Here is a 23,658-nt window from a genome sequence, read left to right on the forward strand (position 1 = left end):
TATCGTCGTATTGCTCCTGTCAGTGCCCAACGTGGCGAAAAATCGCCAAATGCGAGACAATACGGCGCCCAAATTCACCACCAACCTCCGGGAACTTCTTGATGACAGCTGCGATGTCCTCCGAAACCAGTGCGAACCTGACCCCCTGGCAACGTTACCAGAAGGATCTTGAACGCCCGGATTTCCAGAAGGACGCAGCCCAGGAAGATGCCGTCAAACGCCTGCAGTCACTGTACGACAAACTCGTGGAAGCCGAAAGGGATCGTAACAAGCCCATGGCCAAGCTGCGCCGCAAACTGAGCAAAGGGCGCGAGGAGCCGATCAAAGGCCTCTACTTTTGGGGCGGGGTGGGCCGAGGCAAAACCTACCTCATGGACACGTTCTACGAATCTCTGCCGTTTGACCGCAAGATGCGGGTTCACTTTCACCGGTTCATGCAGCGTGTCCATAACGAACTGAAAAGCCTCAAGGGCGAAAAGAACCCTCTGGAGCTGGTGTCGAAGAAGTTTGCCGATGAAACCCGGGTGATCTGCTTCGATGAATTCTTTGTCTCCGACATCGGCGACGCCATGATCCTCGCCACCCTGATGGACGGCCTGTTCAGCCGGGGCGTCACCCTGGTGTGTACCTCCAACATTGTGCCCGACGGCCTCTACAAAGATGGCTTGCAGCGCGCACGCTTTCTGCCGGCCATTGATCTGGTTAAAAAGCACACCGAGGTGGTGAACGTTGATGGCGGGGTGGATTACCGGCTTCGTACCCTTGAGCAGGCTGAGCTGTTCCATTCGCCGCTGGACGAAGAAGCCGATGTCAGCCTGCGCAAGAGCTTTGATGCCCTGGCGGTAGAAGCCGGTAAACACAGCAAGACCATGGAGATCAATGGCCGCAAGATTCCTGCCCAGGCTCATGCGGACGACGTGGTCTGGTTCGACTTCAAGGACGTGTGCGACGGCCCCCGAAGCCAGAACGATTACATAGAAATGGCACGGCAGTTCCACGCCATCATCGTCAGCAATGTGCCGGTGCTGGGGAATGAAAAGGACGATCAGGCCCGCCGGTTCATCAACATGATTGACGAGTTCTATGACCGCAACGTCAAGGTCATTATCTCGGCTGCGGCGCCCATCACCGAGCTCTATGCCGGTGGCCGACTGGGCTTTGAATTCGAGCGCACCGAATCCCGGTTGCTGGAAATGCAGTCCCGGGAATACCTCGAAGCACCCCATAAACCCTGAGTGATGTCGGATTACGCTGCGCTAATCCGACCTACAACTACACAACCCGTAGGTCGGGTTAGCGAAGCGTAACCCGACAAGAAACCAAAAGGCCCGCACAACCCGTAGGTCGGATTAGCGAAGCGTAATCCGACAAGCAACTACCACACAATCAAAAAGAGAGAACCAACGATGAGCAGTGACAACGTAGTGATCGTAAGCGGCGTACGCACGCCCATGGGAGGCTTCCAGGGCAGCCTGGCGAGCGTTACCGCCCCCGACCTGGGTGCCATTACCATCGCCGAGGCCGTCAAGCGTGCAGGTCTTCAGCCGGCTGACGTTCAGGAAGTGATCATGGGCAACGTGCTGCCCGCGGGGCTGAAACAGGGCCCGGCCCGCCAGGCCATGCGCAAGGCCGGACTTCCGGACCATACCGGCGCCACCACGATCAACAAGCTTTGCGGCTCCGGCATGAAGGCCGCCATGTTCGCTCACGACCTGATCAAGGCCGGCAGCAACGACATCATGGTTGCCGGCGGCATGGAAAGTATGTCCAACGCGCCCTATGTTCTGCAGGGCGTTCGCAGCGGCTACCGCATGGGGCCTGGCCAGGCGCCGCAGGACCACATGTTTCTGGACGGCCTGGAAGATGCCGAGACCGGTCGTCTGATGGGCGCTTTTGCCCAGGAAATGGCTGACAAGAAGGGCTATACCCGCGAGGAGATGGACGAATATGCCATCCGCTCCCTGACCCGCGCCAAAAAAGCCATCGAAGAAGGCCTGCTGAAGGACGAAATCATTCCGGTGACCGTCAAGACCCGGAAGGGAGAGGTGGTGGTTGAAGACGACGAGCAGCCCCACAACGCCAACATCGAGAAGATCCCGACCTTGCGTCCGGCCTTTGCCAAAGACGGCACCGTGACGGCCGCCAACGCTTCCTCCATTTCGGACGGCGCTTCCGCGCTGGTCCTGATGCGCGAATCCGAGGCCGAGAAGCGTGGCCTCAAGCCACTGGCCCGGATCGTCGGCCACAGCACTCAGTCCCAGCACCCGTCCGAGTTCACCTGTGCCCCGGTCGGTGCCATTGAAACCCTGTTTGCCAAAACCGGGTGGAGCAAAGACGACGTTGACCTGTTCGAGATCAACGAGGCCTTCGCCATGGTCGCCATGATGCCGATCCGTGAACTGGGCCTGGATCCGGAGAAGGTCAACATCCACGGCGGCGCCTGTGCCCAGGGCCACCCGGTCGGCTCCACCGGCTCACGCCTTCTGGTTACCCTGATGTACGCCCTCCAGCGCTACGGCAAGAAGAAAGGCGTTGCCGCACTCTGCATCGGTGGCGGCGAAGCCACGGCCATGGCCATCGAGATGCTCTAAATCTCGGTGTGTGGCAGGGGCGGGAGCCCTTCCCGAAACACGCTGTAAATACGTCCCTGTACGCTTGACGGCAGCATCCATGCTGCCGACAGTTCCGGGAAGGGCTCCCGCCCCTGCCAGTCATACCTTTGAGTAGGCGTCCCCGATAATCCTTTTCGCGTCTCGCATGATCCGTTGAAAGCGAACTCATTGGCCTGGCGCCGAGGGGATGAATGTTTCTCCGGGAATGTCGGCGGCCAAGGATGGCCGACGTCAAGCGCACATGGATGTGCTCGTAGCGGTTCCCGGAGAAACATTCATCCCCTCGGCGCTTCGCCCAACCTGGGACGACCATCAGAATCGCGAAAAAACCACAAAAACCAAAGTGGTTGCATCCAATTTTGTTGTCTATAGTGATTTTGTGCGACGAAACCCGGCGGTAACAGGGGTGTGAGAGCAAAATCATACTTTTGACTGATCAAAGCGCCACAGGGCGTTAGCTATAGTGCCAACATCACGAGCACTGTGCATGAAGCCTCCAATACATCGTGAACACCAATAATCAGAGCAGCGACTCAGAACAACAATGGAGTAGCCTTCCAATGACAAGAAAAACACATCAATGGCAGCGTTGGACCAAGTTACCGCTGGCCGTGGCAGTTGCAGCCGGTATGTCCGGCCAAGCATCCGCACTATCGTTTTATCTGGGAGACGTTGAAGCCCAGTTCAACACCACCCTGTCTGCCGGTGCCGGCTGGCGGGTAGAAGATCGTGACAAGCGACTGATTGGCCAAGGTAACCTTGGCCCGCAATACACACCCGGCCAACCCCTTGCCAACATTGGTGCCTCCGCCAACAACTACGACGACGGCAACCTGAACTTCGAGAGTGGCGAAACCTACTCCAAGATTGTGAAAGGCAACAGTGAGCTCTACCTTAACTACAACGTTGACAGCACCTATCTCACCCGTGTGGGCGGTCTGTTGCGGGGACGTTACTGGTACGATTTTGAATTGAAAGATGAAAATCGCGCCGTTGACTTTGTGGGCCAGCGCCGGGAACTCAATGAAGAGGCCAAGGACTACGCGTCTGGGGCAGAGATACTGGATGCCTACGTTTTTTCTGACTGGTACTTCGGTAGTGTTCCAGTCAGTATTCGCTATGGTAAGCAGGTACTGAGCTGGGGTGAAAGTACCTTCATTCAGGGCGGTATAAACGTCATCAACCCGGTGGACGTGCCCGCATTCCGGGCCCCGGGCTCCGAGCTGAAAGACGCTTTGTTGCCGGTTGAGATGTTCTACATGTCGGCAGGCGTTAGTGAGAATGTCACCGTTGAGACCTTTGTTCAGGCCGATTGGGCGCCTGTTCGTCCAGATTACTGCGGTACATTCTTCTCCACAAACGATTTTGCTGCTGACGGTTGTGGCCCTGTGCTGCTGGCTGGCCAACTGCCGGATTCCCAGGCATTCGCCCAGGGCTTCATCGCCCCGCGTCTGGGTGACCAGGAAGCTGATGCCAAGGATCAGTTCGGTGTAGCCGTGCGCTGGTTTGTACCAGAGCTCAACGACTCGGAACTGGGTTTTTATTATATCAAGTACAACAGCCGTCTGCCGTATGTCAGTGGTCTGGTAAACAACCCGTCGAATCCGGGTACCAACCAGCAGAGCGATCCGAATCTGCCGCCGTCCACTTTCCCGAGCTACTTCATCGAGTATCCGGAAAACATCAACCTGTACGGCATCAGCATCAACACCACCACCCCCGGTGGCTGGTCACTGGGCGCCGAGTACAGCTTCCGTGACAACGTGCCGCTGCAGTGGAACGCCTTTGAGCTGATCTTCGGTGGTCTTCAGCAGCGCGGGCCGAACGGTGAAATCCTGAGTGATCTCGAGCGCCAGCGTCTGGCTGAGACCAATGGTGCGAACCTCGCTGGTAAGCCGGTTGCAGGCTACGATCGCTTCAACGTGTCTCAGGCGCAGTTCACCCTCATCAAGTTCTTTGACCAGGTTATGGGAGCCAGTCGCCTGTCTTTGATTACCGAGTTTGGAGCGACGTACGTCCACGACCTGCCAGATTACAACGAGGCGCGTTATGGCCGCTCAGGCACTTTCGGTATCGGGACTCTGCCGGTTTCGGGCTCGAATTTCACAGGGGATTTCTGTAGAGCTGGAGCCAATATCAACACAAACTACTGTAACAACGAAGGCTTCACAACCGACTTCTCCTGGGGTTACCGTAGCCGCTTCGTATGGAGTTATCTTGATGCGTTTTCCGGCGTAAATCTATTTCCTCAGCTTGCCTGGAGTCATGATGTGCAAGGTTACAGCCCGCAGCCAGGCGGCGCTTTCAATGAGGGCAGTAAAGCCATCGGCCTGTCTCTGGAAGCCGTATACCAGAACAAGATTACCGGTGAGATCGGTTATACAAACTTTTTCGGCGGCAAGCCGTACAACGAGTTGACTGACCGTGATTTCGTGAGTGCCAGCATTTCCTACTCATTCTGAACCGGAAAGAATTCGTTTAACGAGGTAATTTAAATGAAACTGAACAAGAAACTACTGGCCTCAGGCGTTCTCGCAGCAAGCATGTTTGTGGGCCAGGCCTGGGGTGCGGTTTCTGCTGAAGAAGCGGCCAAGCTGGGCAATTCGCTGACACCGATGGGGGCCGAGAAGGCCGGTAACGGTGGTGCGATTCCTGCCTGGACAGGCGGTCTGACTACACCTCCGGCCAACTACAAGGGCGACGGCGTTTATGTGAACCCGTACCCCAACGAAAAGCCGAAGTTCACAATCGATCAGAGCAACGTCGACCAGTACGCCGACAACCTGTCGCCTGGTCAGGTTGCCATGATCAAGCGTTACGATGACTACTTCATGCCGGTCTATGAGACGCACCGCTCGGCTGCGTATCCAGAGCCTGTCATGCAGCAGACCATGGAAAACGCCACCGAGGTGGAACTGATCAAGAACGGTAACGGTCTGGGCAATTACAAGTCGGCCACGCCGTTCCCGATTCCCCAGAACGGTCTGGAAGCGATCTGGAACCACATTACACGCTATCGCGGCGGTTCGGTCATGCGTAACGTCGGTCAGGTAACGCCGACCGAGAGCGGTGACTTCTCGGTGGTTAAATTCCAGGACGAACTGACCTGGAGAACCTACCTGGAAGACTTTGAGCCGGGCATGGACCCGAACGTGCTGTTCTACTTCAAGCAGGCGATCACCGCTCCGGCGCGTCTGGCCGGTAACGTGCTGCTGGTGCACGAGACCATTGATCAGGTTGCCGAGCCGCGTCGTGCGTGGGTATACAATGCCGGCCAGCGTCGCGTTCGCCGGGCACCCCAGGTCGCCTACGACGGCCCTGGTACTGCTTCGGATGGCATGCGGACCTCTGATAACTTCGACATGTATAACGGAGCGCCGGATCGTTACAACTGGGAGTTGATCGGCAAGAAGGAAATGTACATCCCGTACAACTCCTACAAGTTGGTTGATCCGAGCCTGACCTACGACCAGATCATCAAGGCCGGTCATATCAATCAGGACTTCACCCGCTACGAACTGCACCGTGTATGGCATGTGCGTGCAACCCTCAAGAAAGGTGAGCGCCACATCTATGCCCAGCGTGACTTCTATATTGACGAAGACTCCTGGCAAGCCGCGGTCATCGACCACTATGACGGTCGTGGCGAGCTCTGGCGGGTGGCGGAAGCCCACGCTATGCAGTTCTACGATCAGGTGGTTCCCTGGTACGCCATCGAAGTCCTGTACGATCTGCTGTCCGGTCGTTATCTGGCTCTGGGCCTGACCAACGAGGAAGAAGAGCCATACACCTTCGGTGTTGAGCGTCGCTCACGGGATTACACCCCCGCCGCTCTGCGTCGTGCCGGTACCCGGTAAACCGGGCTGGAACGGAACAAACGGCGGACCTTCGGGTCCGCCGTTTTTTTATCGCGCTATAAAATCCTTTCACGTCAAAATTTTGCAGCCCACCCCTCAATTGGTTTAACCTCTCACTCATACTAAAGGCGTACCCGATGTCGGTCGCCATATTGAAGAGCCTGTTAAGAACCACTTTTCCGACGGGGACAGGATGCCCGTTACGGATTGAAAGGGGCAGTGCGTGAAACCATTGAATGATGGCTGTGCAGCCAACGACGAGTTCCAGTCAGCAAACGGCGGTCTTCAGCGGGGTGAATTGGTCCGGGATCTATTGAGCCAGAGGGTTCAGGTTCCCCGCATTCCGTCCGATGCACTGAAACGCCCCAGGCTGGATCAGAAAATTGCCGACGCTCTGAGCTCCAGAGGTGTGCTTTTTCTGGAGGCCCCCTGTGGCTACGGCAAATCTCACAGCCTGGTCAGTGCTCTCGACGCCTCTGATGTACCCGAGGAGCAGGTTCGCTGGATTTCCCTGAATGCCCAGGATAATGCCCCCTCGCGTTTTCTCACGCTACTTTCCATTGCCCTGAATTTGCCGGAAACCCTCGAGCAGGGCGCCCAGGGCGGCGCAAGCTTCTCGGACCTGCTCTCCCTGATGTTGATGGCCATGGCTCGCAGTGGCGGGCAACAGCCGAAGGTGCTGGTTCTGGATAATCTGCAGAACCTGACCAACCCCGCCGTTGTTGATGTGCTCCAGCAACTGGTCTGCGATTGCCCCTCGGGCTGTTCCGTTGTCTTGATTTCCCGCAAAGCGCTGCCCTTTGAGACCCACAGCCTCGAGCTGGACAACCGGTTTACGCGCATTGGTGTCGACGCCCTGGAATTTTCCCGCTCGGAAACCTTTGACTTCTTCCGATCAGCGACCGAGAGCAGTCAGATCACCAGCGTGGCTGTTGATAGCCTGTATGACAGGACAGAGGGCTGGGCCACACCACTGGCTCTGTATCGTCGTGAGGTTTTCCGGAACCTTGAACGAAAGCCGATTCAGGAAACGCCCTGTGTTGAACGATTTCTCAAGGAGTCGGTGCTTGGCCAGCTCACGCCGGGCCAGATCCGTTCCATGCGAGGCATAGCGGAACTCGAACTGTGTTCGGATGAGCTTTTCCTGGCACTGGCGCCCCTGTTGCCGGAGGTCGGCCTTTTGCCATCGCAGGCCCTGGAAAAGGGGTTGCCATTGAGGTCCATGCCCGGTCGCGGGCGCTGGTACCGGTTGAACCCGCTACTTCAGGAGTGGCTGCAATCACCCGCGATGGCGGGATACGCAGAACGAATGCTGCGGGCAAGTCGATGGTTCGGCGCACGTGACCAGTTTCCGGAAGCGCTCAAGTACGCGCTGCTCGCCGGTGACGCAGATGAGGTCATCCAGATTGCCTCAGAAGGGTCGGAGGCTTTGCTGCTGGGTCAGGATACCGCCTCTTTGCTCCGGCTCCGCAAGAGCTTGCCGGCGCAACTGCTCGAGCGCAGTGTGCGCCTGAAGATTGTTTACAGCTGGGTGCACGCGATCGGTGGTCAGTTCCGGCAGGCCCGCGCGCTCATTGAAGGTCTGTCGGCAGAGGATGCGGAGTCTCAGGCTGCCCGAATCGCCGCGCTTCGGGCGTTTATCCTGCGGGGTGAGGGCAGTGTTGGCCCGGCACTGGCGATGGCAGACCGGGCGATGGCCGGGGGCGAGATGAGCCCCCAGGGCCAGCTGGTGACCCAGATGGTGCGGTCAAGTGCGCTGTGCGCCCTCGGGCGCTTTCAGGAAGCCCGGGAAGCGAACCGGATAGCGTCAAAACTGGCTCGGGAAGCTGGAGATTCCGGTTCGGAGGCGCTGGCGGTGTATGCCCATGCGCGGATTGAACTGGGAAAGGGTGCACTCAAGCACGCCGAGCAATTGCTTCGCACGGGTCTGGACACCACGATGCAGGAGTTGGCACGTCCGGCGCGGATTGGTGAAACCCGGCTTCAGCTGAATCTTGCCCTGGTGCTATGGCATCAGGGGCGGGAAGCGGAGGCGGATCGCCTTTTGGTAACCTGCGGCCGTCATGCGGAGCAGACCCGGGATCTGGGCCTGTTGCTGGCAATGACTATCCGGGTTCTGATGTGTCGTGCCCAGGGCCGGGTTGAGGACGCCTTTGTCTGGATTGGCCGGGCGGAGCGTACCATGCACGCCTGGCAGGTGGACGAATCCCTGTTCTTGCCGGTTCTTGAAGCGCTCAAGGCCAACTGCTGGCTGTCTCAGAATCAGATCGACAGCGCCGAGCAGGCGGTGCAGAAACTGGCGCCATATCGAGAAGCCGGCTGCGTTCCCGAACTGTTCCCCATGATGCCGGGGCTGCTGGATTGCCTTCAGGTGCGCGTTGATATGGCGAAGGGCGACCTGATTCGCGCAAGGAAGATCCTTCAGGGTATTCGCGATCGCTACGAGGGTGTTATTCCACGGGGCGTGGAGCTGCACATGCGCTTGCTGGAATCGGTCATCCTCCTGGATGAAAAGGGTACAACGGCCGCTCAGAAGGCCCTGCAGGCAGCAGTGGCCGAGGCTGCCCGTGAACACTTCATCAGCCCCTTTGTGGAATTACGGAGCGAGCTGCAGGAAGTGATGGAAAAGACCTTTGGCCTGCTGCCCGAAGGGCCATTCAAGAGCGCGCTGGGCGGTCTTTTTGAACTGCAGGAGGCGACGCTGGGTGCCGAGTCCCTGCCTGAACCCATCAGTGAGCGGGAGCAGGGTGTTCTGGAGCTGATCGCCAAGGGGCTCTCGAATCAGGAAATTGCCGATAAGCTGCATATTTCACTGCATACGGTGAAGACACACGCCCGGCGTATCAATGCCAAGCTGGAGGTGAAGTCCCGGACACAGGCCATCGTAAAAGCCCGGGAGCTCGGGCTCCTGTAGCGTTATGATCAGGCCGGCGATTCGGCCTTGAGTGCTTCTATCCGGTTATCTTTTTCAGCCCAGATCTGGCTTACCCAACGCTGGAACGCAACCCGAGTTTCCCGGTTGTTCTCGTAGTCCATGCCGAGGAATTCGCCCGGTATCTCCCGTACCCGGATATCAATGATGATGCGCCGGATTCGTCCACACAGATAATCCCAGAACCCCGCCTTGCCGTCCGGATATACGATGGTGACATCCAGCATGGTGTGAATCATCTCACCCATGGCGCCCAGTACAAACGCGGTGCCGCCGGCCCTGGGTTTCAGCAAGTTTCGGTAAGGTGAATTCTGGCGGTCGTGTTTCTCCTGGGTGAACCGCGTGCCTTCCATGAAATTGAAGATGGTTACGGGGGTATAACGAAACTTCTCGCAGGCCGCCTGAGTAGCCGCCACATCCTTGCCTTTCAGCTCAGGGCGCCTGGCGATTTGTTCTTTGGTGTGGCGATGCATGAAGGGAAAATCCAGTGCCCACCAGGCGATGCCCAGAAAGGGAACCCAGATCAGCTGTTTCTTCAGAAAGAACTTCAGCAGTGGGATGCGACTGTTGAGCACATACTGGATAGCGGGAATGTCGGCCCAGCTCTGGTGATTGCAGGTTACGAAATACCAGTGCTGGCGGCTGAGGTTGTCGGCGCCCCTAACATCCCAGGCTACCCGATGCAGCAGGTCCATGAGCAGGTTGTTAAAGCCGATCCAGACCCATGCAATGTTGTTGAGAATAACGGTGCAGGCCTTGCGCACGGGCGTAAAGGGTAACGCCAGTTTCACTATCGCGAACACCATCAGAACAGGGAAGAGAATTAATGTGTTACACAGGATCAGCAGGGCCGCCAGGGTTCCCTTTAGCGGCGCGGGCAGAAAATCGAGCATCTGGGAGAATCTCTATCCTTCGTTAGGAGTGGCGCTCAGTGAAGACTGGCCGGGCAAGAGCTGGGTTTCCGCTTGTGTTGAGGCCAGTTGTTGCAGGCTGCCAGGCTTCAGGTTTCGGACCACGCTACGAAAATCATCGTCGTAGAACTCCAGGTTGTTGTAATGAATCATGGCCCGGATCTCTTCTACGTATTCTTCGCCTCTTTCGGAATAGCCAAGCAGGCCTTCCGCCAGTTCGATGCCCGACAGGGGTTCCTCATTTTTCCGATCCTTGAGTCGCACATCCCGCAACAGCTGGTAGGTGGGATGACGGTTGAGATTCTGGATGTAGGCGCGCACCGAGCGATAGGGCGAGGAGAATTTGGCCACCTCGTGGCTGGCGCCCTCTTCGCGGCCCCGGGGCACTAGGCCGCAGCCTTTGGAGAAGCACCACTGCCCGAACAGGTTGTTGCCCTGGGTGGCGAAGCGAGACGTGCCCCAGGCGGATTCGTTGGCGGCCTGGGCGAGGATCAGCGAAGGCGGAATGACATCCAGACGTTTGTGCAGTAAGGCGAACTGTTCTTTGCTGCCCGGTTCCGCATCCACCCGGAGGCGTTCGGCCTGCTGCGCCAGCCAGTCGTATTCTTTTTCGGTCAGTTCGTCCTTGTTGGCGAGACTGTCCAGATAATCGCGTTCAATAAGAATGCGGGAGTTGGCCAGAACAATCCTCGGATAGAGGAAAGAGAAAAACTCCGCTTTCTTCTGGGTGGTGTCCTGGTACTGGGAAAAGTCCGGCAATGGCTCGTTGGCCCAGTCTGGCAGCGGGGGGAGTGATGATAAAGCCGGCTCAGAGCCGGTGTTGTCGGATTGTCGTTGGGCAAGGCTGGCGTCAGGCACGTAAAAACCGCCACCGATAGCAAATGCAATCAGGGGTACCAGAAGTACAAACGCCCGTTTACCTGCAGACATAAAACCTCTCGTTAAAGCCGATATGGCAATAATTATAACAGGTTATACGGGCGAGTATCCGTCTTGGCTCAGGCCGGGCATTTCCTTAGGGTAGCCGCGTCGCGAGGACCAGGCCGATCTGTTCCTCATCGCCAACCGTGGTGCGGTATCTGAGGTAGAATTGGTCCTGACTGGCCGTATAGAACCCTTCCATTGTCAGTGAGCCAGATGTGAATCTGACCTGACCGCCGCCGAGGGCGCCATCGTAAGTCAGACTGACATCGGATTGCTCCACCAGATTCGGAGTTGTCACCGTCTCATTGGCGACATCATGCGTGCTGTTCAGCGTAACCGGCGACAGCGTTGCCCGAGTGTCCGAGTCGATGCTCAGCAGGGCATTATCGAAATGCCTGAGGCGATTGGTGTCTGGCGCCAGGCCCAGTGCCAAGCCCTGAAGGCGGAACTGCCCGCCGGTGGGTGCGCTGTTGCTGGTCTGCTCGCCCGCGATCAGCAAGCCGTCTCCAAAGCCGCTGTCATCCAGATTGAACGCCAGCAGGCTGCCATCGGGCGTGCTGGCGCCAACTCCCAGGTCGGGCTGCTCCAGATCGCCGGAAGGGGTGCTGGAGGGTGTGCTGATGTCGAGGTTCAGGCGGCCAATATCGCGGTTGCCATTACTGAGCCGGGCTGTACGACTGCTGAGTGTCCAGGGCTGGGTCCGGGTGCCGGTGTTGTCGCTGGTAACTGCACCCGAGGAATCACGCCGTACAGTGGTGACCTGCTGCGCCTGGGCCACGGTCCCGGAGTTGTCCTGCCAATCGATTTGCCAGGTGCCGAACCCGCTTTCCACCGCCTGGGGCGTTGCCGTTTCGCTGAATCGGGAACTCAGGTACACCACGTTATAGTCTCGATTGTCGAAAATGTCGGCGTTGAAACCGTCCTCCCTGAGCAGGTTGATTTCCAGGACGGACATATAGTGATCTTCGAGCGTGCTTAGGCGCTCGAGACGCTCGCCCACGGCTTGCAACTCAATCGCCTTGCCTGCGGTAAAATAGCCGCTGATAACGCGGTCCGGGCCCGTGGTATTGTCTGGCGGCACGGTGGTGAAGGCGTCAAGATAGTAAGGGTTGCGGGTCCAGCCGATGATGGTGGAGCTGCCCCTGCCGGTGATGCTCTGGAACAGGGCCCGGCCAGCCAGCAGGCGGGTATCGCTCAGCAAGGTTGCCGCACCCGGGGACGAGGAGTGAGTATTGCGCTCCCAGCGCTCGGAGCCCCTGAGGTAGAAATTGTTGCCCTGCTCATGGATCAGAGCCTCGCGATCGTAGGGAATGTCGTTGGCCAGGGAGGTGACACGGATTCCAAAGGTGTCGAAGCTCGTCAGTGTCAGGGCGGGATAGACATAGCCGGTACCGTTGGCATCGGTAAGCACTTCCTCCTGTGCTGTTCGGATGCCCCACTGGCCAGAGCCGCTGATCGAGGGTTCGAGGAACGTCTGGCCCAGCTCGATCCCGAGGAATACCGAGTTGTAATCGGCCGAGCTGGCACTGATCTTTCCGGCAGAATTCTCATCGAGGAGCGCGTAGTCGGCCATGGCGCTGACGTAGCGTGCAAAATCCCCGCGCGCGTCCAGGAGGTCCAGGGCACCGGAGAGCCCCAGGTTCGAGGGAATCTCAATCTCGAAATCGTGAACCTGGTCGGCGAGCGTCGACCACACATACTTGTTCAGGCACAGCTCGCCGCCGGCGTCGTTCACGCAATCCAGAATGCCCTGAAACTCTGTGCTGGTGTAGCGGGCAAGTGTATTTCGTACCAGATATTCGGAGAACGGATTCACTTTGATATCGCGATCGGCATCGGCGGCCAGCGCACGCATCACGGTGTTGCCAAAGCTGGCTTCGATCACCACGTTCGGGCCCAGGGGCAGCCCCTGAGTGAACTCGATAACGGTAAAACCCTGGTCGTCGGTGCGGGTTTCGATGTCCGGCTCGCCCAGGTTTTGCAGGGCCGTATTGGTAAAGTAAACACTCACCCTGTCGGGCTGGACAATTCTCAGGTTTCTTCGGGTTGGCGTGCCCTCGGTTGTCACCCCGGCAGGCACCTCCATGGTAATCCTCACCTCATTGCGCGCCAGGCCACTGGTGTTGTTGGAGTCACCGGTGCTTCCGGAGCTGAAGTTGTTGGCGGGGTTTTTACTGCTTCCGAAATCATTGGGCTCGTTCCGGGCACCCTCCACAGCGTCTTCGCCGCTGCCGCATCCGGCTGCCAGTAGAAGTGTGGACGAGAGGAGTAAACCGAGAGAGAGTCGCATGCCTGAGCTGTCCGTGCAGGAAATACAGGCCGTCAGTCTAGCAGTGGTCAATCAGGGAAAGCGTGAGGAGAAGCACAAAGGGCGGAGAGGGTCAGGCTGGTGGTAGGCGGAAAGAGGGCGCCCGGTTCGGGCGCCCGTGTAAGGTGTTGCTTAGAAGAAGATCTTCATGCCAGCCATAACGCCCTCGTCGAGGTTTACGTCCCGATTGGTTCCTTCAATTTCGGTGTTCAGGTAACGGTAGCCGGCGAACAGCTCGGCGTTGCGGATCACACGATAGCTGCCGCGCAGTTCGAGGCTGGTCATATCATCGGAGTCACCGAACGACAAAATGCTGGGCGCGTAGTGCAGGCCGCCGGTAAAGGACAGGCCTGGCACCCGGGGGATGTTCACGGTGGCGAACCCGCCAAGGCCAACGGCACCGCCATCGGCGCGGTTCTGGTCCCAGTAGATGCCGCGCATGCCGATGCCGGCGGTGGTGGGCAGGTTACCGATGGCTGTGCGGCCCTGGGCGTGGAAGTCCGCGTTGAAGATGTCGCGCCCGCCCTCGTGGTAGGTGTAACCGGTACCCAATTGCAGGTCGTTGTTGCTGCCGAAGAAGTTTACCTGACCCTTGACTGAGTCGTTGGTCAGGCTCAGATCGACATCACCCGCGAAAGCCGGAGCAGCCGCCAGTGAGAGAAGCATCAGGGAAATCCGGGTCGCTTTCATACGTACACCTTCTTGGTTATGGACAGATTGCCGGTATGTTAACGGGGCGTTCGGCACCACTCAACTTAAATGGCAGTAAGTCCGCGTTAACTTGAGCGTTTTGGAGCGGTCGGCGGGCACTCAGTGGCGGGTGGTTTCTCCGCCCTGGTCGAGATCCTCCGGCGATGCGTTTTCCGCGGGTACCCGGTATTCCTCATTGGCCCAGGCGCCCAGGTCAATCAGTTTGCAGCGCTCGGAACAGAAGGGGCGCCAGGGATTGGCGTCGGTCCACTCCACAGATTTCTTGCAGGTCGGGCATTCAACGTTCATGGCAGCCTTGGTCGGTTGAAAAGAACAATGGAAGTCACTGACTATCGGCGCCTCACTCGGAGGGCGTGGCCGATGCCTTGCAGTATTGTTCCAGTACTGCCCGCAGCATTTCAATATTGACAGGCTTGGCAACGAAAGAATCCATGCCGCAACGGCGACAGCGCTCCTCGTCCTCCTCCATGGCGCTGGCGGTCAGGGCGACCACGGGTGTGCGGGGCCGGTTGTGGGCTTTCTCCCACTCCCGGAGCCGGCGGGTGGCTTCAAAGCCGTCCATGCGAGGCATCACACAGTCCATGAACACCAGATCAAACGGGTGCCACTGCCAGAGACTGGCCGCGGCCTCGCCATCGTTGGCCGTCATCACGTCGCAGCCGAGTTTTTCCAGCAGCCGTCGCGTAAGGGTTCGATTGACCGGGTTGTCCTCCACCAAGAGCACCTTCATTCGACCGCACGGCAGCTCCCGGCGGCGGGCGGTGTCGGACACCGACTGCAGGGAGAACCGGGTGAGGAACCGCCGCTCTTCCCGGCCGGCATCGGCAAACAGTTGATTCAGAATGGGTGTCAGGCAGGATTCCCGCAGGGATTTGCTCAGAAACGCATCGGCACCTGCCTGGCGAAAATGCTCGGCGTCGCCCCGCTGAGGGTTGGAGGACAGAATCAGCAGGCGCATATCGGCCCAGAGCGGATTGCTCCGGATCTGCCGGCACAGGAGGTCGCTGTCCATGTCTGGCACAAAGCCATCCAGGATGATGGCATCGAATGGCTGCTGCCCGTCAAAGGCCGTGCGCAGTGAGGTCAGCGCCTCGCCAGCGGATCTCACCGCCTCGATATGCACGTCGTGACGGGACAGCATCTCGAGGGTGATCTTGCGCGAAAGTTCGTAGGAATCCACCACCAGTATCCGGCGGTTTTTCACCATTCGGGTGTCGGGTCGCACCCGGGCGGCGCTTTCCGGAGCGACCGGGAGCGTCAGCTCCATCCAGAAGGTAGACCCCTCGCCCGGCCGGCTTTCCAGGTCCATGGAGCCGTCCATCAGATTCACCAGTTGCCGACAGATGGTCAGACCCAGGCCAGCCCCGGGCAGCTGGCGCTGGAACTGCTGCCCCAGTTGCACGTAAGGCTCATACACCAGGGGCACGTCTTCCGGGTTGATGCCCACACCAGTGTCTTCGACAGCGAGGCGGATGCGGGCCCGGTCGTCCCGGCGCCCGAGCACCTCGATGCTGATGAGCACATGGCCGGAATCGGTGAATTTGATGGCGTTGGAAGTGAGATTGAGCAGGATCTGGCGAATGCGAACCGGATCGCCCTTCAGGGCCCAGGGCAGGTTCTCGTCGACGCGCAGCTCCAGGGCCAGCCCCTTTTCCCGGGCCCGGGCACCCAGCATGTGCACCAGATCGTTGAGGGTTTCCCGCAGATCAAAGGGAATCTCGTCCAGCACCAGCTTGCCGGCTTCCATGCTGGAGATGTCCAGCAGATCGTTGATGATGGCAGAGAGGCTTTCCGAAGCGCTCAACAGAGTGTGCACGTATTCCCGTTGTTCCTGGTCCAGGGGCGTGTCGGTGAGCAGGTTGGCGTAGCCGAGCACCGATTGCAGGGGAATACGAAGTTCGTGGCTGACATTTGCCAGGAACTGGTTCTTGGCGTGATTGGCACGGATGGCCTCATCCCGTTCGCCTTGGGACTGGAGGGTGGTCTGGCGCAGGGAGCGGGTGTCTTCAAGAATCTGCAGGCGCATCTTGTTGAGCGCCTGTTCGAGCTCGGAAAGCTCGTCGGGTGTTCGTGGCGCCTTGCGCTTGAGCTTGAGCGGGTCGATCAGGGCATCGAGATTCAGTCGGGCGGCGTAATCGGCCATGGCCTCCAGATGCCGTGACAGGGTGAGGCGCACAATAATCAGCAGCCCCAGGGTGCCCAGCATCACCACAATAGACTGGAACAGCAGGTTCAGCAGGGCCCGGTTGCGCAGCTCTGAATAGATCTGGTCGACGGAGGATGTGACTGTGAGGGTACCGACGTCCTCCGGAGGGCGTACGTTGGAACGGTCGAACACCAGCGGAAAGGTTTGGGAGATAACCCGGCCCTCGGGATAGGTGCCGGTACTGAAAGCCTCGCCGGTGGAGGTGACCACGCGGGCATACTGGATGGCCGGCACCGCCTTCATGTCGTCCAGGCTGTTGGCCACCTCGCTGAAATTCATCAGCCAGATGTTGTTGCTCATGCTGCCAGACACCAGCTCGACTGCCTTGGCCTGGGAGCTCAGCAGTTCATCTTTCCGGCGCTCGAAATCGCCGATCATCTGGACGCCGGTCGCCACCAGCGAAAGTACGACACTGAACAGGAGCACGTAGGCCAGTAGCCGCGCCGCCAAGGGCCGTATTCCAAATCGTCTGAACAACCATGTTAAAGGCAAGGCACCTGTTCCCTGTGTCGGCTACAAACTGAACAGTGAGAGTCTAACAGACCGTTAGCACTTCGACACGCTTCTGTGATGGGCCATTTACGAACCTGAACCGCACGTTCAGATCGTACAGGTGGGCACCGTAAATGCGTTCTTCATCGCGGCCCCGACGAAAGGACGGGCGTGGATCGTAGGCGACCACATCTTCGATCAGCGCCCTCAGTTCGGGGTAACGATCCGGCGGCAGCCCGGCGAGCTGTGTTTCGGCCTGGGGCAGAAAGACCACTGCCAGTCTCTCCGTGGGGGGCGAGTCGGCCCAGCCGAGCGTTGCCTCGGGTACCGAATCGGCAAACGGCAGGTAGGGTTTGATATCGAGAATCGGCGTGCCTTCGATCAGATCGTGGTCGCTGATGCGAAGAATCAGCTCATCGTTCCCTCGAACCAGACCCTCATTGCGAACCACCGACAGCCCCAGGCTGTTGGGGCGGAAGGGCGAACGACTGGCAAACACACCCATCTTGCGGTTGCCTCCGAGGCGCGGGGGCCTGACCACGGGCCGCCACTCGGCTCGCACGGCTTGGTGAAACTGGAACGTGAGCCACAGGTGGCTGGCTGTGTCCAGGCCCCGGAAGGCGTCCTCGCGATCAAACGGAGCCTGTATGACCAGGTCGGCCCGGGCATGGCGGGTAAGCCCAGGCTGGCGTGGCACGCCAAACTTGTCACGAAAACAGGAGCGGGTAATTGCCACCGGGGTCAGCGTAAGCGCCTCGGCGGCAGGCCTTGAGGGGTGTCTTGGCATCAGAAACGATCTTCCTTAATAACGCCGGAGAAAAACATCTCAACCCGGAAAATCAGTGACGCCCGATCCTTGAAACTGTCCTCCCTCGCGAACTCCAGGGCCGGAATCAGCTCTGCAAACAGCCAGTTGCTGTGCAGGCGGTAGCGGAAGGTGACGTCACCGAAGGCCGAAGTTGTGCGCCATGCCGGCTTGCTCTCGCCGAGCACGCCGATTCGGGGAGTTACAATCAGTCGGTTGTTCATCTGTTTGCGCAGGCTGAAAATCTGCGCGGCGACAAATTTCTTGTCCCGATGAACCCACTCAAGCTCCGAGGATGAGCGGAAATACCAGGCATTCCAGATTGGCCTTCCGGCTCCTATCCAGGTGCGTTCGCCCCAGCCGTCCTGATGGAAATAATAGAAGCGCTGTTGGGCGTTAACGATCCAGTTCTCATCCACTCGCCACCGCTTTTCCGCCGTGGCTCTCCAGAAGGCATCCGGCGGTAACCGCAGACGTACACCCACATCACTGGAGAAGTTAATGGCGTCGCCGATACGGGTGAGGTAGCGAAGAGCGCCGGTGGCTTCGGTATCGGACCGCTCGGGTTCGGTTAGTTGGCGGTCGCGCTGGCGCTCGCCGAGGGGAATCAGTTCGTCACTCTGGCTCTCGATAACCAGCCGCAGTTTGCGTTCGGTTGTGGGGATATCCAACCGAAACCGGGCCTCGGGCGCGAACTGGGCCGGGTTGCCGTACTCGGATTCGGTGGCAAAGCCCAAGCGCAGGTAACTTTCATTGTTGGGCAGGCTCCGCTCGCTTCCGGAGAGTGTTCTGTCGGCCCATTGCCCGAGGGACTGGACCTTCGGGCTCTGGATGCGCTCCTGACGCAGGACCCAGTTACTGAACTTCAGCCAATAGGAATCCCGGGGCTCGGCCCAGTACTCATCCGGCTCAAAGGTAAAAAAACCGATGGGCAGGCGTGAGGGGGACAGAATGTCTGCCACGGAGCGTTCCTGAACCTCGAAGACCGGCTCGGCGGCGTGCGTAACAGAAGGAAATGCGAGAGCGAGATACGCCAGCAGGCCTGCATGCCAGGCGCGTAAAGAACTGTCAGCCAAAGTCCACCATTAACCGTTCATGCAGGTCGCGAACCTGACGTTCGACCTCATCCATGGGCCGATCATTATCAATCACCGCATCCGCCCGCTCAAGCCGTTTCGCCCGGGGCATCTGGGCAGCAATGATCCGCTCTACCTGTTCCCGGCTGTTGGTGTCGCGGGCCATGGTGCGGGCGATCTGAGTTTCCTCGGGTACATCAATGACTACAATGCGGTCCACAAGTTCATGCTGGTCGGTCTCAAGCAGCAGGGGCGAAACCAGCAAAACATAGGGACTAGAACAAACCTTCCCCTCTCCTGCATGGGCAGAGGGGCGAGAGCAAACCTTCCCCTCTCCCCCCGCGGGAGAGGGGCCAGGGGAGAGGGGGCTCTTTAATTGCCTAATAAGCTCATCCCGAATAACCGGATGCAACAACCCTTCAAGCCACTTCCGCTCCTCCGGCTTTTCAAAAACAATGCCCCGAAGCTGTGCCCGATCCAATGCCCCGTCAGTCGTCAGGATCTCGTCCCCGAAATGCTCGGCAATCCGCGCAAGCGCAGGTGTGCCGGGTTCCACCACTTCACGGGCCACGTCATCCGCATCCACCCAGTGCACACCCAGCTCTCCGAACATCCGTGCCACCGTGGATTTGCCGGAACCAATACCGCCGGTGAGGCCTACAATTGTCATTTAATATCCCAGTTGAAAGTCTTGTCGGATTACGGCTTTGCCTAATCCGACCTACACTGATTCAGTAAGCCCCCGTAGGTCGGATTAGCAAAGCGTAATCCGACGCAAGGCCTAAACTCCCAGGAAGCCAAACCAGAAAGTCTGAATCTCAGGGCCAAACCACAGGCAAATCAAGCCCGCAGTCGCCAGATACGGACCAAAAGGAATCGGCACCTCACGCCCGTGCTTCTTGAACACCATCAGGCTGATACCCACAACCGCGCCCACAACCGAAGACAGCAGAATCACCGCCGGCAACAGCTGCCAGCCCAGCCAGGCCCCCAGCGCCGCCAGCAGCTTGAAATCGCCATGGCCCATGCCTTCCTTGCCCGTCGCGATCTTGAACAGCCAGTACACCGACCAGAGCGAGAGATAGCCCGCCACCGCGCCCCAGAAAGCACTGGAGAAATCCGTCAGCATCCCGAAATAGTTCAGCACCAGCCCCAGCCACATCAGCGGCAGGGTGATGCTATCGGGCAACAGCTGGGAATCAAAATCGATCACCGTCAGCGCAATCAGCGACCAGACCAGCAGCAGCGCCCAGAGCGAGGCCTCCGTTGGCCCAAGCAAAACAACCGTAGCCACCGAAAAAATCGTGGTTACCGCTTCAATCATCGGGTAACGGGGCGAAATCCGCGCCTTGCACGAGGCACACTTGCCCCCCAGCACCAGATAGCTCACCACCGGAATATTCTCCCAGGCCCGGATGCCATGGCCGCAGGAGGGGCAGGTGGAGGCAGGTTTCGACAGGGTGGTGGTTTCTTCGTGTTTGCGTTGCTTCTCCGGGATCTCCAAAAACTCTTCGCACTGACAGCGCCAGTCCTGGTGCATCATTTTGGGCAGGCGGAGGATGACGACGTTGAGGAAGCTGCCTATGCAGAGGGAGAACAGGGATATGGTCAGGTACAGGAGCCAGGGTGTGGCAAGAAAAGTATCGAGACTTAACATCAATTCGCTCAGTTTTCAGTATTTAGCCCCTCTCCCCTTGCGGGAGAGGGGTTGGGGAGAGGGGGAGGTGCTTACCCAACAACCTGACCCATCTGGAAGATGGGCAGGTACATGGCGATGATCAAGCCGCCAACCAGAACACCCAGAACAGCCATAATCATCGGCTCCATCAGGGCGGTGAGGTTGTCCACCATGTCGTCAACCACAGCCTCGTAGTGCTCGGCAACCTTGGCCAGCATCTCATCGAGGTTACCGGATTCTTCACCAATGGCCGTTAACTGCACAGCCATCACCGGGAAGATATCCTGCTGGCGCATGGACGCCTGCAGCTGGGTACCGCTGGAAACATCCATCTTGATTCGGCCGATCGCATCGCGATACACCGCGTTCCCGGTGGCTCCGGCGACCGACTCAAGGGCATCTACCAGCGGAACACCGGCGGCGAAGGTGGTCGAGAGAACACGCCCGAACTTGGCAACGGCGGATTTGTCGAGGATTTCACCCACCACCGGCAGCTTCAGCACGTACTTGTCCACCACATCGGAGAACTTCTGGGAGCGCCGTTTGGCCTCCCGGAACAGGAAGATGGTACCCACAATCGAGAGCAACACCACAAACCACCAGCTCTGCAGCCACTCCGAGAGGTTGACCACCATCTGGGTAAATACCGGCAACTCGGCTCCAAAACCCTGGAATAGGCTTTCGAACTGGGGCACCACTTTCACCAGCAAAATGGCGGTAACGACAATGGCCACCACAATAACCGCAATGGGGTAGGTCATGGCCTTCTTGACCTTCTTCTTGAGCAGCTCGGTTTTCTCAAGGTAGGTTGCAATCCGGTCGAGCATGGCTTCCAGGGCACCGGCCTTCTCGCCCGAGTCCACCAGGTTGCAGTAAAGATCGTCAAAGTGCTTGGGGTGCTTGCGCAGGGCGCCGGCAAAACTGGTACCGGAGGAGATGTCATTGCGGATGGCCATCACCAGTTCCTGCAGCCCCTTGTTCTCCAGGCCGTCGGCAACAATGTCAAAGCTCTGAACCAGTGGCACACCGGCTTTCATCATGGTCGCCAGTTGCCGCGTGAGCATGGCGATATCGAACGGCGTGATCTTCTTGCTGCCGCCGAACAGTGGCTTGGGCTTTTTCTTGACCTTGTCCGGAATAATGCCCTGCTTGCGCAGCTGCGCCTTCACCAGGGCCAGGTTGGAACCGGTCAACTCGCCCTTGGATTTATTGCCCTTCCGGTCTTTTCCTTCCCAAACGTACGATTCCAGCTTCTGTGCTTTCTCTGCCATGCTTAATCCTTCGTCACGCGGTTGGCTTCCTCAAGGCTGGTTACGCCCTCAATCACCTTCAACAAGGCGGACTGGCGCAAATTGCGGAAGCCTTCTGCCTGAGCCTGTTTTGCAATTTTGATGGAGCTGGCCTCTTCCATAATCATGTTCGCCAGCTCGTCGGTAATCCGGACCACCTCGTAGATACCAACGCGGCCCTTGTATCCTCCATTGCATTTATCACAGCCCTTGGGGCGGTACAACGTGAAGCCTGTATCAATTTGTTCTTGTGTGAACCCCTCCTTTAAAAGCACGTCATGGGGAACATCCGCCGGCTGCTTACAGGAAGAACAGAGCCGCCGGCCCAGACGCTGGGCAATGATCAGGCTCACCGACGTGGCAATGTTGAAGGCGGGCACGCCCATGTTCATCATCCGTGTGAGGGTTTCCGCAGCGCTATTGGTGTGCAGGGTAGAGAGCACCAGGTGGCCCGTCTGTGCCGCCTTGATGGCAATGTTGGCGGTTTCCAGATCCCGGATCTCACCCACCATGATGATGTCCGGATCCTGGCGCAGGAACGCCCGCAGGGCTTCCGCAAACCCAAGGCCCACCCGGGTGTTCACGTTCACCTGGTTGATGCCCTCCAGGTTGATTTCCGCCGGGTCTTCCGCTGTCGAAATATTGCGCTCGTTGGTGTTCAGGATATTCAGGCCGGTATAGAGCGACACTGTTTTACCGGAGCCTGTGGGCCCGGTCACCAGAATCATGCCCTGGGGCTGCTCCAGGGCTTCCAGGTACAGCTGCTTCTGGTCTTCCTCGTAACCCAGCACATCAATGCCGAGCTTCGCCTGGCTGGGGTCGAGAATCCGCAGAACGATCTTCTCACCCCAGAGGGTGGGTAGGGTATTCACCCGGAAATCAATGGCCTTGGTCTTGGACAGCTTCATCTTGATGCGGCCATCCTGGGGAACACGTCGCTCGGAGATATCCAGCTGCGCCATGATCTTCACCCGCGCGGAAATCTTCGGGGCCAGCTTGATGGAAGGCCGGGAAACCTCCTTGAGGATGCCGTCGGTACGGTACCGCACCCGATAGATCTTCTCGTAGGGCTCAAAATGGATATCCGAAGCACCGCCACGGATGGCGTCCAGCAGCATCTTGTTCACATACTTGACGATGGGAGCATCGTCCACCTCGCTGGTGGCAACGGCTCCGTCGTCTTCCTGTTCGCCACCTTCGGTTTCAACACCCTCGAGGTCCGCATCCTCCAGGTCCCCCATGGAGGTGTCCTGGGATTCCAGATACTTGTCGATGGCTTCACGCAGTTTGGCGTCATCCACCAGTACCGCATCGGTACTCAGCCCGGTATTGAACTTGATCTCATCCAGGGCCTGGATATTGGTGGGGTCGGAAACCGCAATATAGAGGCGATTGCCCCGCTTGTAGATCGGCAGCGCGTTGTGCTTCCGGATCAGCTTCTCGTCGACCACCTTCTCCGGCATCATTTCCGGCAGTAGGGCCGAAAGATCGAGAACCGAGACACCAAACTCCATGGCGGCGGAAAAGGCGAGCTTCGAGCTGTTCGCCAGGTTGTTCTGGGTGAGGTAGGTGATCAGTGGAATGCGATTCTGCGACGCCTGCAGGAACGCGTCTTTGGCCGTGGCCTCGTCCAGCAGGCCATCGTCCACGAATCGCCGTGCGAGGCCTGTGAGCGTGATGTTGCTTCTGTTAGTCGACATAAATGAAGTAAAGAGCGCAGCCTAAGTGTCTGATACGAATGTTGAGTCAATGGCGTTGAGTTTAGATGGCCAGCAGGCATTTGGAAAGACAGACCAGCCAGGAGGCAGAAGAACGCTTTCATCGGCCCTTTCACCACCCACCACCCAAACCATGTGA

The 23,658-nt window shown here is 58.5% G+C and carries 17 protein-coding genes; 5 read left to right on the forward strand and 12 right to left on the reverse strand.

Annotation, left to right across the window (positions count from 1 at the left end):
- Positions 1-137: 137 nt before the first annotated feature.
- The 5 genes from zapE (at position 138) to ACFC20_RS02845 (ending at position 9,383) form a co-directional block, all read left to right on the forward strand.
- Entirely contained in the window at positions 138-1,235 is a 1,098-nt protein-coding gene (gene zapE / locus ACFC20_RS02825; RefSeq protein WP_375191760.1) for a cell division protein ZapE, read from the forward strand.
- A gap of 171 nt (positions 1,236-1,406) precedes the next feature.
- Complete coding sequence (locus ACFC20_RS02830; RefSeq protein ID WP_375191666.1) at positions 1,407-2,591, forward strand: thiolase family protein; 1,185 nt, start codon at positions 1,407-1,409, stop codon at positions 2,589-2,591.
- A gap of 581 nt (positions 2,592-3,172) precedes the next feature.
- The gene (locus tag ACFC20_RS02835; protein ID WP_375191667.1) at positions 3,173-5,074 is read left to right on the forward strand and encodes a DUF1302 domain-containing protein; all 1,902 of its coding nucleotides are present in this window, start codon (positions 3,173-3,175) and stop codon (positions 5,072-5,074) included.
- A 33-nt stretch (positions 5,075-5,107) separates the two neighbouring features.
- Complete coding sequence (locus ACFC20_RS02840) at positions 5,108-6,469, forward strand: DUF1329 domain-containing protein (RefSeq protein ID WP_375191668.1); 1,362 nt, start codon at positions 5,108-5,110, stop codon at positions 6,467-6,469.
- A 223-nt stretch (positions 6,470-6,692) separates the two neighbouring features.
- The gene (locus tag ACFC20_RS02845; protein ID WP_375191669.1) at positions 6,693-9,383 is read left to right on the forward strand and encodes a LuxR C-terminal-related transcriptional regulator; all 2,691 of its coding nucleotides are present in this window, start codon (positions 6,693-6,695) and stop codon (positions 9,381-9,383) included.
- An 8-nt stretch (positions 9,384-9,391) separates the two neighbouring features.
- On the opposite strand, the gene ACFC20_RS02850 is transcribed toward ACFC20_RS02845, so the two are convergent.
- From ACFC20_RS02850 to pilB, 12 genes are all read right to left on the reverse strand, one after another.
- Positions 9,392-10,294, reverse strand: a complete 903-nt coding sequence (locus tag ACFC20_RS02850; RefSeq protein WP_375191670.1) for an acyltransferase — start codon at positions 10,292-10,294, stop codon at positions 9,392-9,394.
- Positions 10,295-10,306: 12 nt separating this feature from the next.
- Positions 10,307-11,242, reverse strand: a complete 936-nt coding sequence (locus ACFC20_RS02855; protein ID WP_375191671.1) for a glucosaminidase domain-containing protein — start codon at positions 11,240-11,242, stop codon at positions 10,307-10,309.
- Between the two features lie 85 nt (positions 11,243-11,327).
- On the reverse strand, positions 11,328-13,526 hold the full coding sequence (locus tag ACFC20_RS02860; protein ID WP_375191672.1) for a hypothetical protein: 2,199 nt from the start codon (positions 13,524-13,526) through the stop codon (positions 11,328-11,330).
- Between the two features lie 150 nt (positions 13,527-13,676).
- Positions 13,677-14,234: a YfaZ family outer membrane protein gene (locus tag ACFC20_RS02865; RefSeq protein ID WP_091986609.1), complete on the reverse strand. Its 558-nt coding sequence runs from the start codon at positions 14,232-14,234 to the stop codon at positions 13,677-13,679.
- A gap of 120 nt (positions 14,235-14,354) precedes the next feature.
- A complete protein-coding gene (gene yacG / locus ACFC20_RS02870; protein ID WP_375191673.1) occupies positions 14,355-14,543 on the reverse strand; it encodes a DNA gyrase inhibitor YacG in 189 nt (62 codons plus the stop codon).
- Between the two features lie 52 nt (positions 14,544-14,595).
- A complete protein-coding gene (locus ACFC20_RS02875) occupies positions 14,596-16,839 on the reverse strand; it encodes a response regulator (RefSeq protein WP_375191761.1) in 2,244 nt (747 codons plus the stop codon).
- A gap of 157 nt (positions 16,840-16,996) precedes the next feature.
- Positions 16,997-17,740, reverse strand: coding sequence for a tRNA (N6-threonylcarbamoyladenosine(37)-N6)-methyltransferase TrmO (tsaA, locus tag ACFC20_RS02880; protein WP_375191674.1), 744 nt, complete (start codon positions 17,738-17,740; stop codon positions 16,997-16,999).
- The gene (locus ACFC20_RS02885; RefSeq protein WP_375191675.1) at positions 17,740-18,834 is read right to left on the reverse strand and encodes a hypothetical protein; all 1,095 of its coding nucleotides are present in this window, start codon (positions 18,832-18,834) and stop codon (positions 17,740-17,742) included. The genes tsaA and ACFC20_RS02885 overlap by 1 nt, the downstream gene beginning before the upstream one ends.
- Positions 18,827-19,504, reverse strand: coding sequence for a dephospho-CoA kinase (gene coaE / locus ACFC20_RS02890; RefSeq protein WP_375191676.1), 678 nt, complete (start codon positions 19,502-19,504; stop codon positions 18,827-18,829). The genes ACFC20_RS02885 and coaE overlap by 8 nt, the downstream gene beginning before the upstream one ends.
- 111 nt (positions 19,505-19,615) lie before the next feature.
- Complete coding sequence (locus ACFC20_RS02895) at positions 19,616-20,491, reverse strand: prepilin peptidase (protein ID WP_375191677.1); 876 nt, start codon at positions 20,489-20,491, stop codon at positions 19,616-19,618.
- Positions 20,492-20,562: 71 nt separating this feature from the next.
- The gene (locus ACFC20_RS02900; protein ID WP_375191678.1) at positions 20,563-21,783 is read right to left on the reverse strand and encodes a type II secretion system F family protein; all 1,221 of its coding nucleotides are present in this window, start codon (positions 21,781-21,783) and stop codon (positions 20,563-20,565) included.
- Between the two features lie 2 nt (positions 21,784-21,785).
- Positions 21,786-23,501, reverse strand: coding sequence for a type IV-A pilus assembly ATPase PilB (pilB, locus tag ACFC20_RS02905; protein WP_375191679.1), 1,716 nt, complete (start codon positions 23,499-23,501; stop codon positions 21,786-21,788).
- Positions 23,502-23,658 lie beyond the last annotated feature (157 nt).

Origin of the sequence: Marinobacter sp., assembly GCF_041984545.1 — a bacterium.
GTDB lineage: Bacteria > Pseudomonadota > Gammaproteobacteria > Pseudomonadales > Oleiphilaceae > Marinobacter.

Excerpts from the sequence above, each read along its gene's own strand:
- ACFC20_RS02860 (WP_375191672.1), bottom strand. The coding sequence starts at position 13,526 with ATGCGACTCTCTCTCGGTTTACTCCTCTCGTCCACACTTCTACTGGCA.
- yacG (WP_375191673.1), bottom strand. The coding sequence starts at position 14,543 with ATGAACGTTGAATGCCCGACCTGCAAGAAATCTGTGGAGTGGACCGAC.
- ACFC20_RS02830 (WP_375191666.1), top strand. The coding sequence starts at position 1,407 with ATGAGCAGTGACAACGTAGTGATCGTAAGCGGCGTACGCACGCCCATG.
- ACFC20_RS02875 (WP_375191761.1), bottom strand. The coding sequence starts at position 16,839 with ATGATCGGCGATTTCGAGCGCCGGAAAGATGAACTGCTGAGCTCCCAG.
- pilB (WP_375191679.1), bottom strand. The coding sequence starts at position 23,501 with ATGTCGACTAACAGAAGCAACATCACGCTCACAGGCCTCGCACGGCGA.
- ACFC20_RS02900 (WP_375191678.1), bottom strand. The coding sequence starts at position 21,783 with ATGGCAGAGAAAGCACAGAAGCTGGAATCGTACGTTTGGGAAGGAAAA.
- ACFC20_RS02835 (WP_375191667.1), top strand. The coding sequence starts at position 3,173 with ATGACAAGAAAAACACATCAATGGCAGCGTTGGACCAAGTTACCGCTG.
- ACFC20_RS02840 (WP_375191668.1), top strand. The coding sequence starts at position 5,108 with ATGAAACTGAACAAGAAACTACTGGCCTCAGGCGTTCTCGCAGCAAGC.
- ACFC20_RS02865 (WP_091986609.1), bottom strand. The coding sequence starts at position 14,234 with ATGAAAGCGACCCGGATTTCCCTGATGCTTCTCTCACTGGCGGCTGCT.
- ACFC20_RS02855 (WP_375191671.1), bottom strand. The coding sequence starts at position 11,242 with ATGTCTGCAGGTAAACGGGCGTTTGTACTTCTGGTACCCCTGATTGCA.
- ACFC20_RS02895 (WP_375191677.1), bottom strand. The coding sequence starts at position 20,491 with ATGTTAAGTCTCGATACTTTTCTTGCCACACCCTGGCTCCTGTACCTG.
- ACFC20_RS02850 (WP_375191670.1), bottom strand. The coding sequence starts at position 10,294 with ATGCTCGATTTTCTGCCCGCGCCGCTAAAGGGAACCCTGGCGGCCCTG.
- coaE (WP_375191676.1), bottom strand. The coding sequence starts at position 19,504 with ATGACAATTGTAGGCCTCACCGGCGGTATTGGTTCCGGCAAATCCACG.
- tsaA (WP_375191674.1), bottom strand. The coding sequence starts at position 17,740 with ATGCCAAGACACCCCTCAAGGCCTGCCGCCGAGGCGCTTACGCTGACC.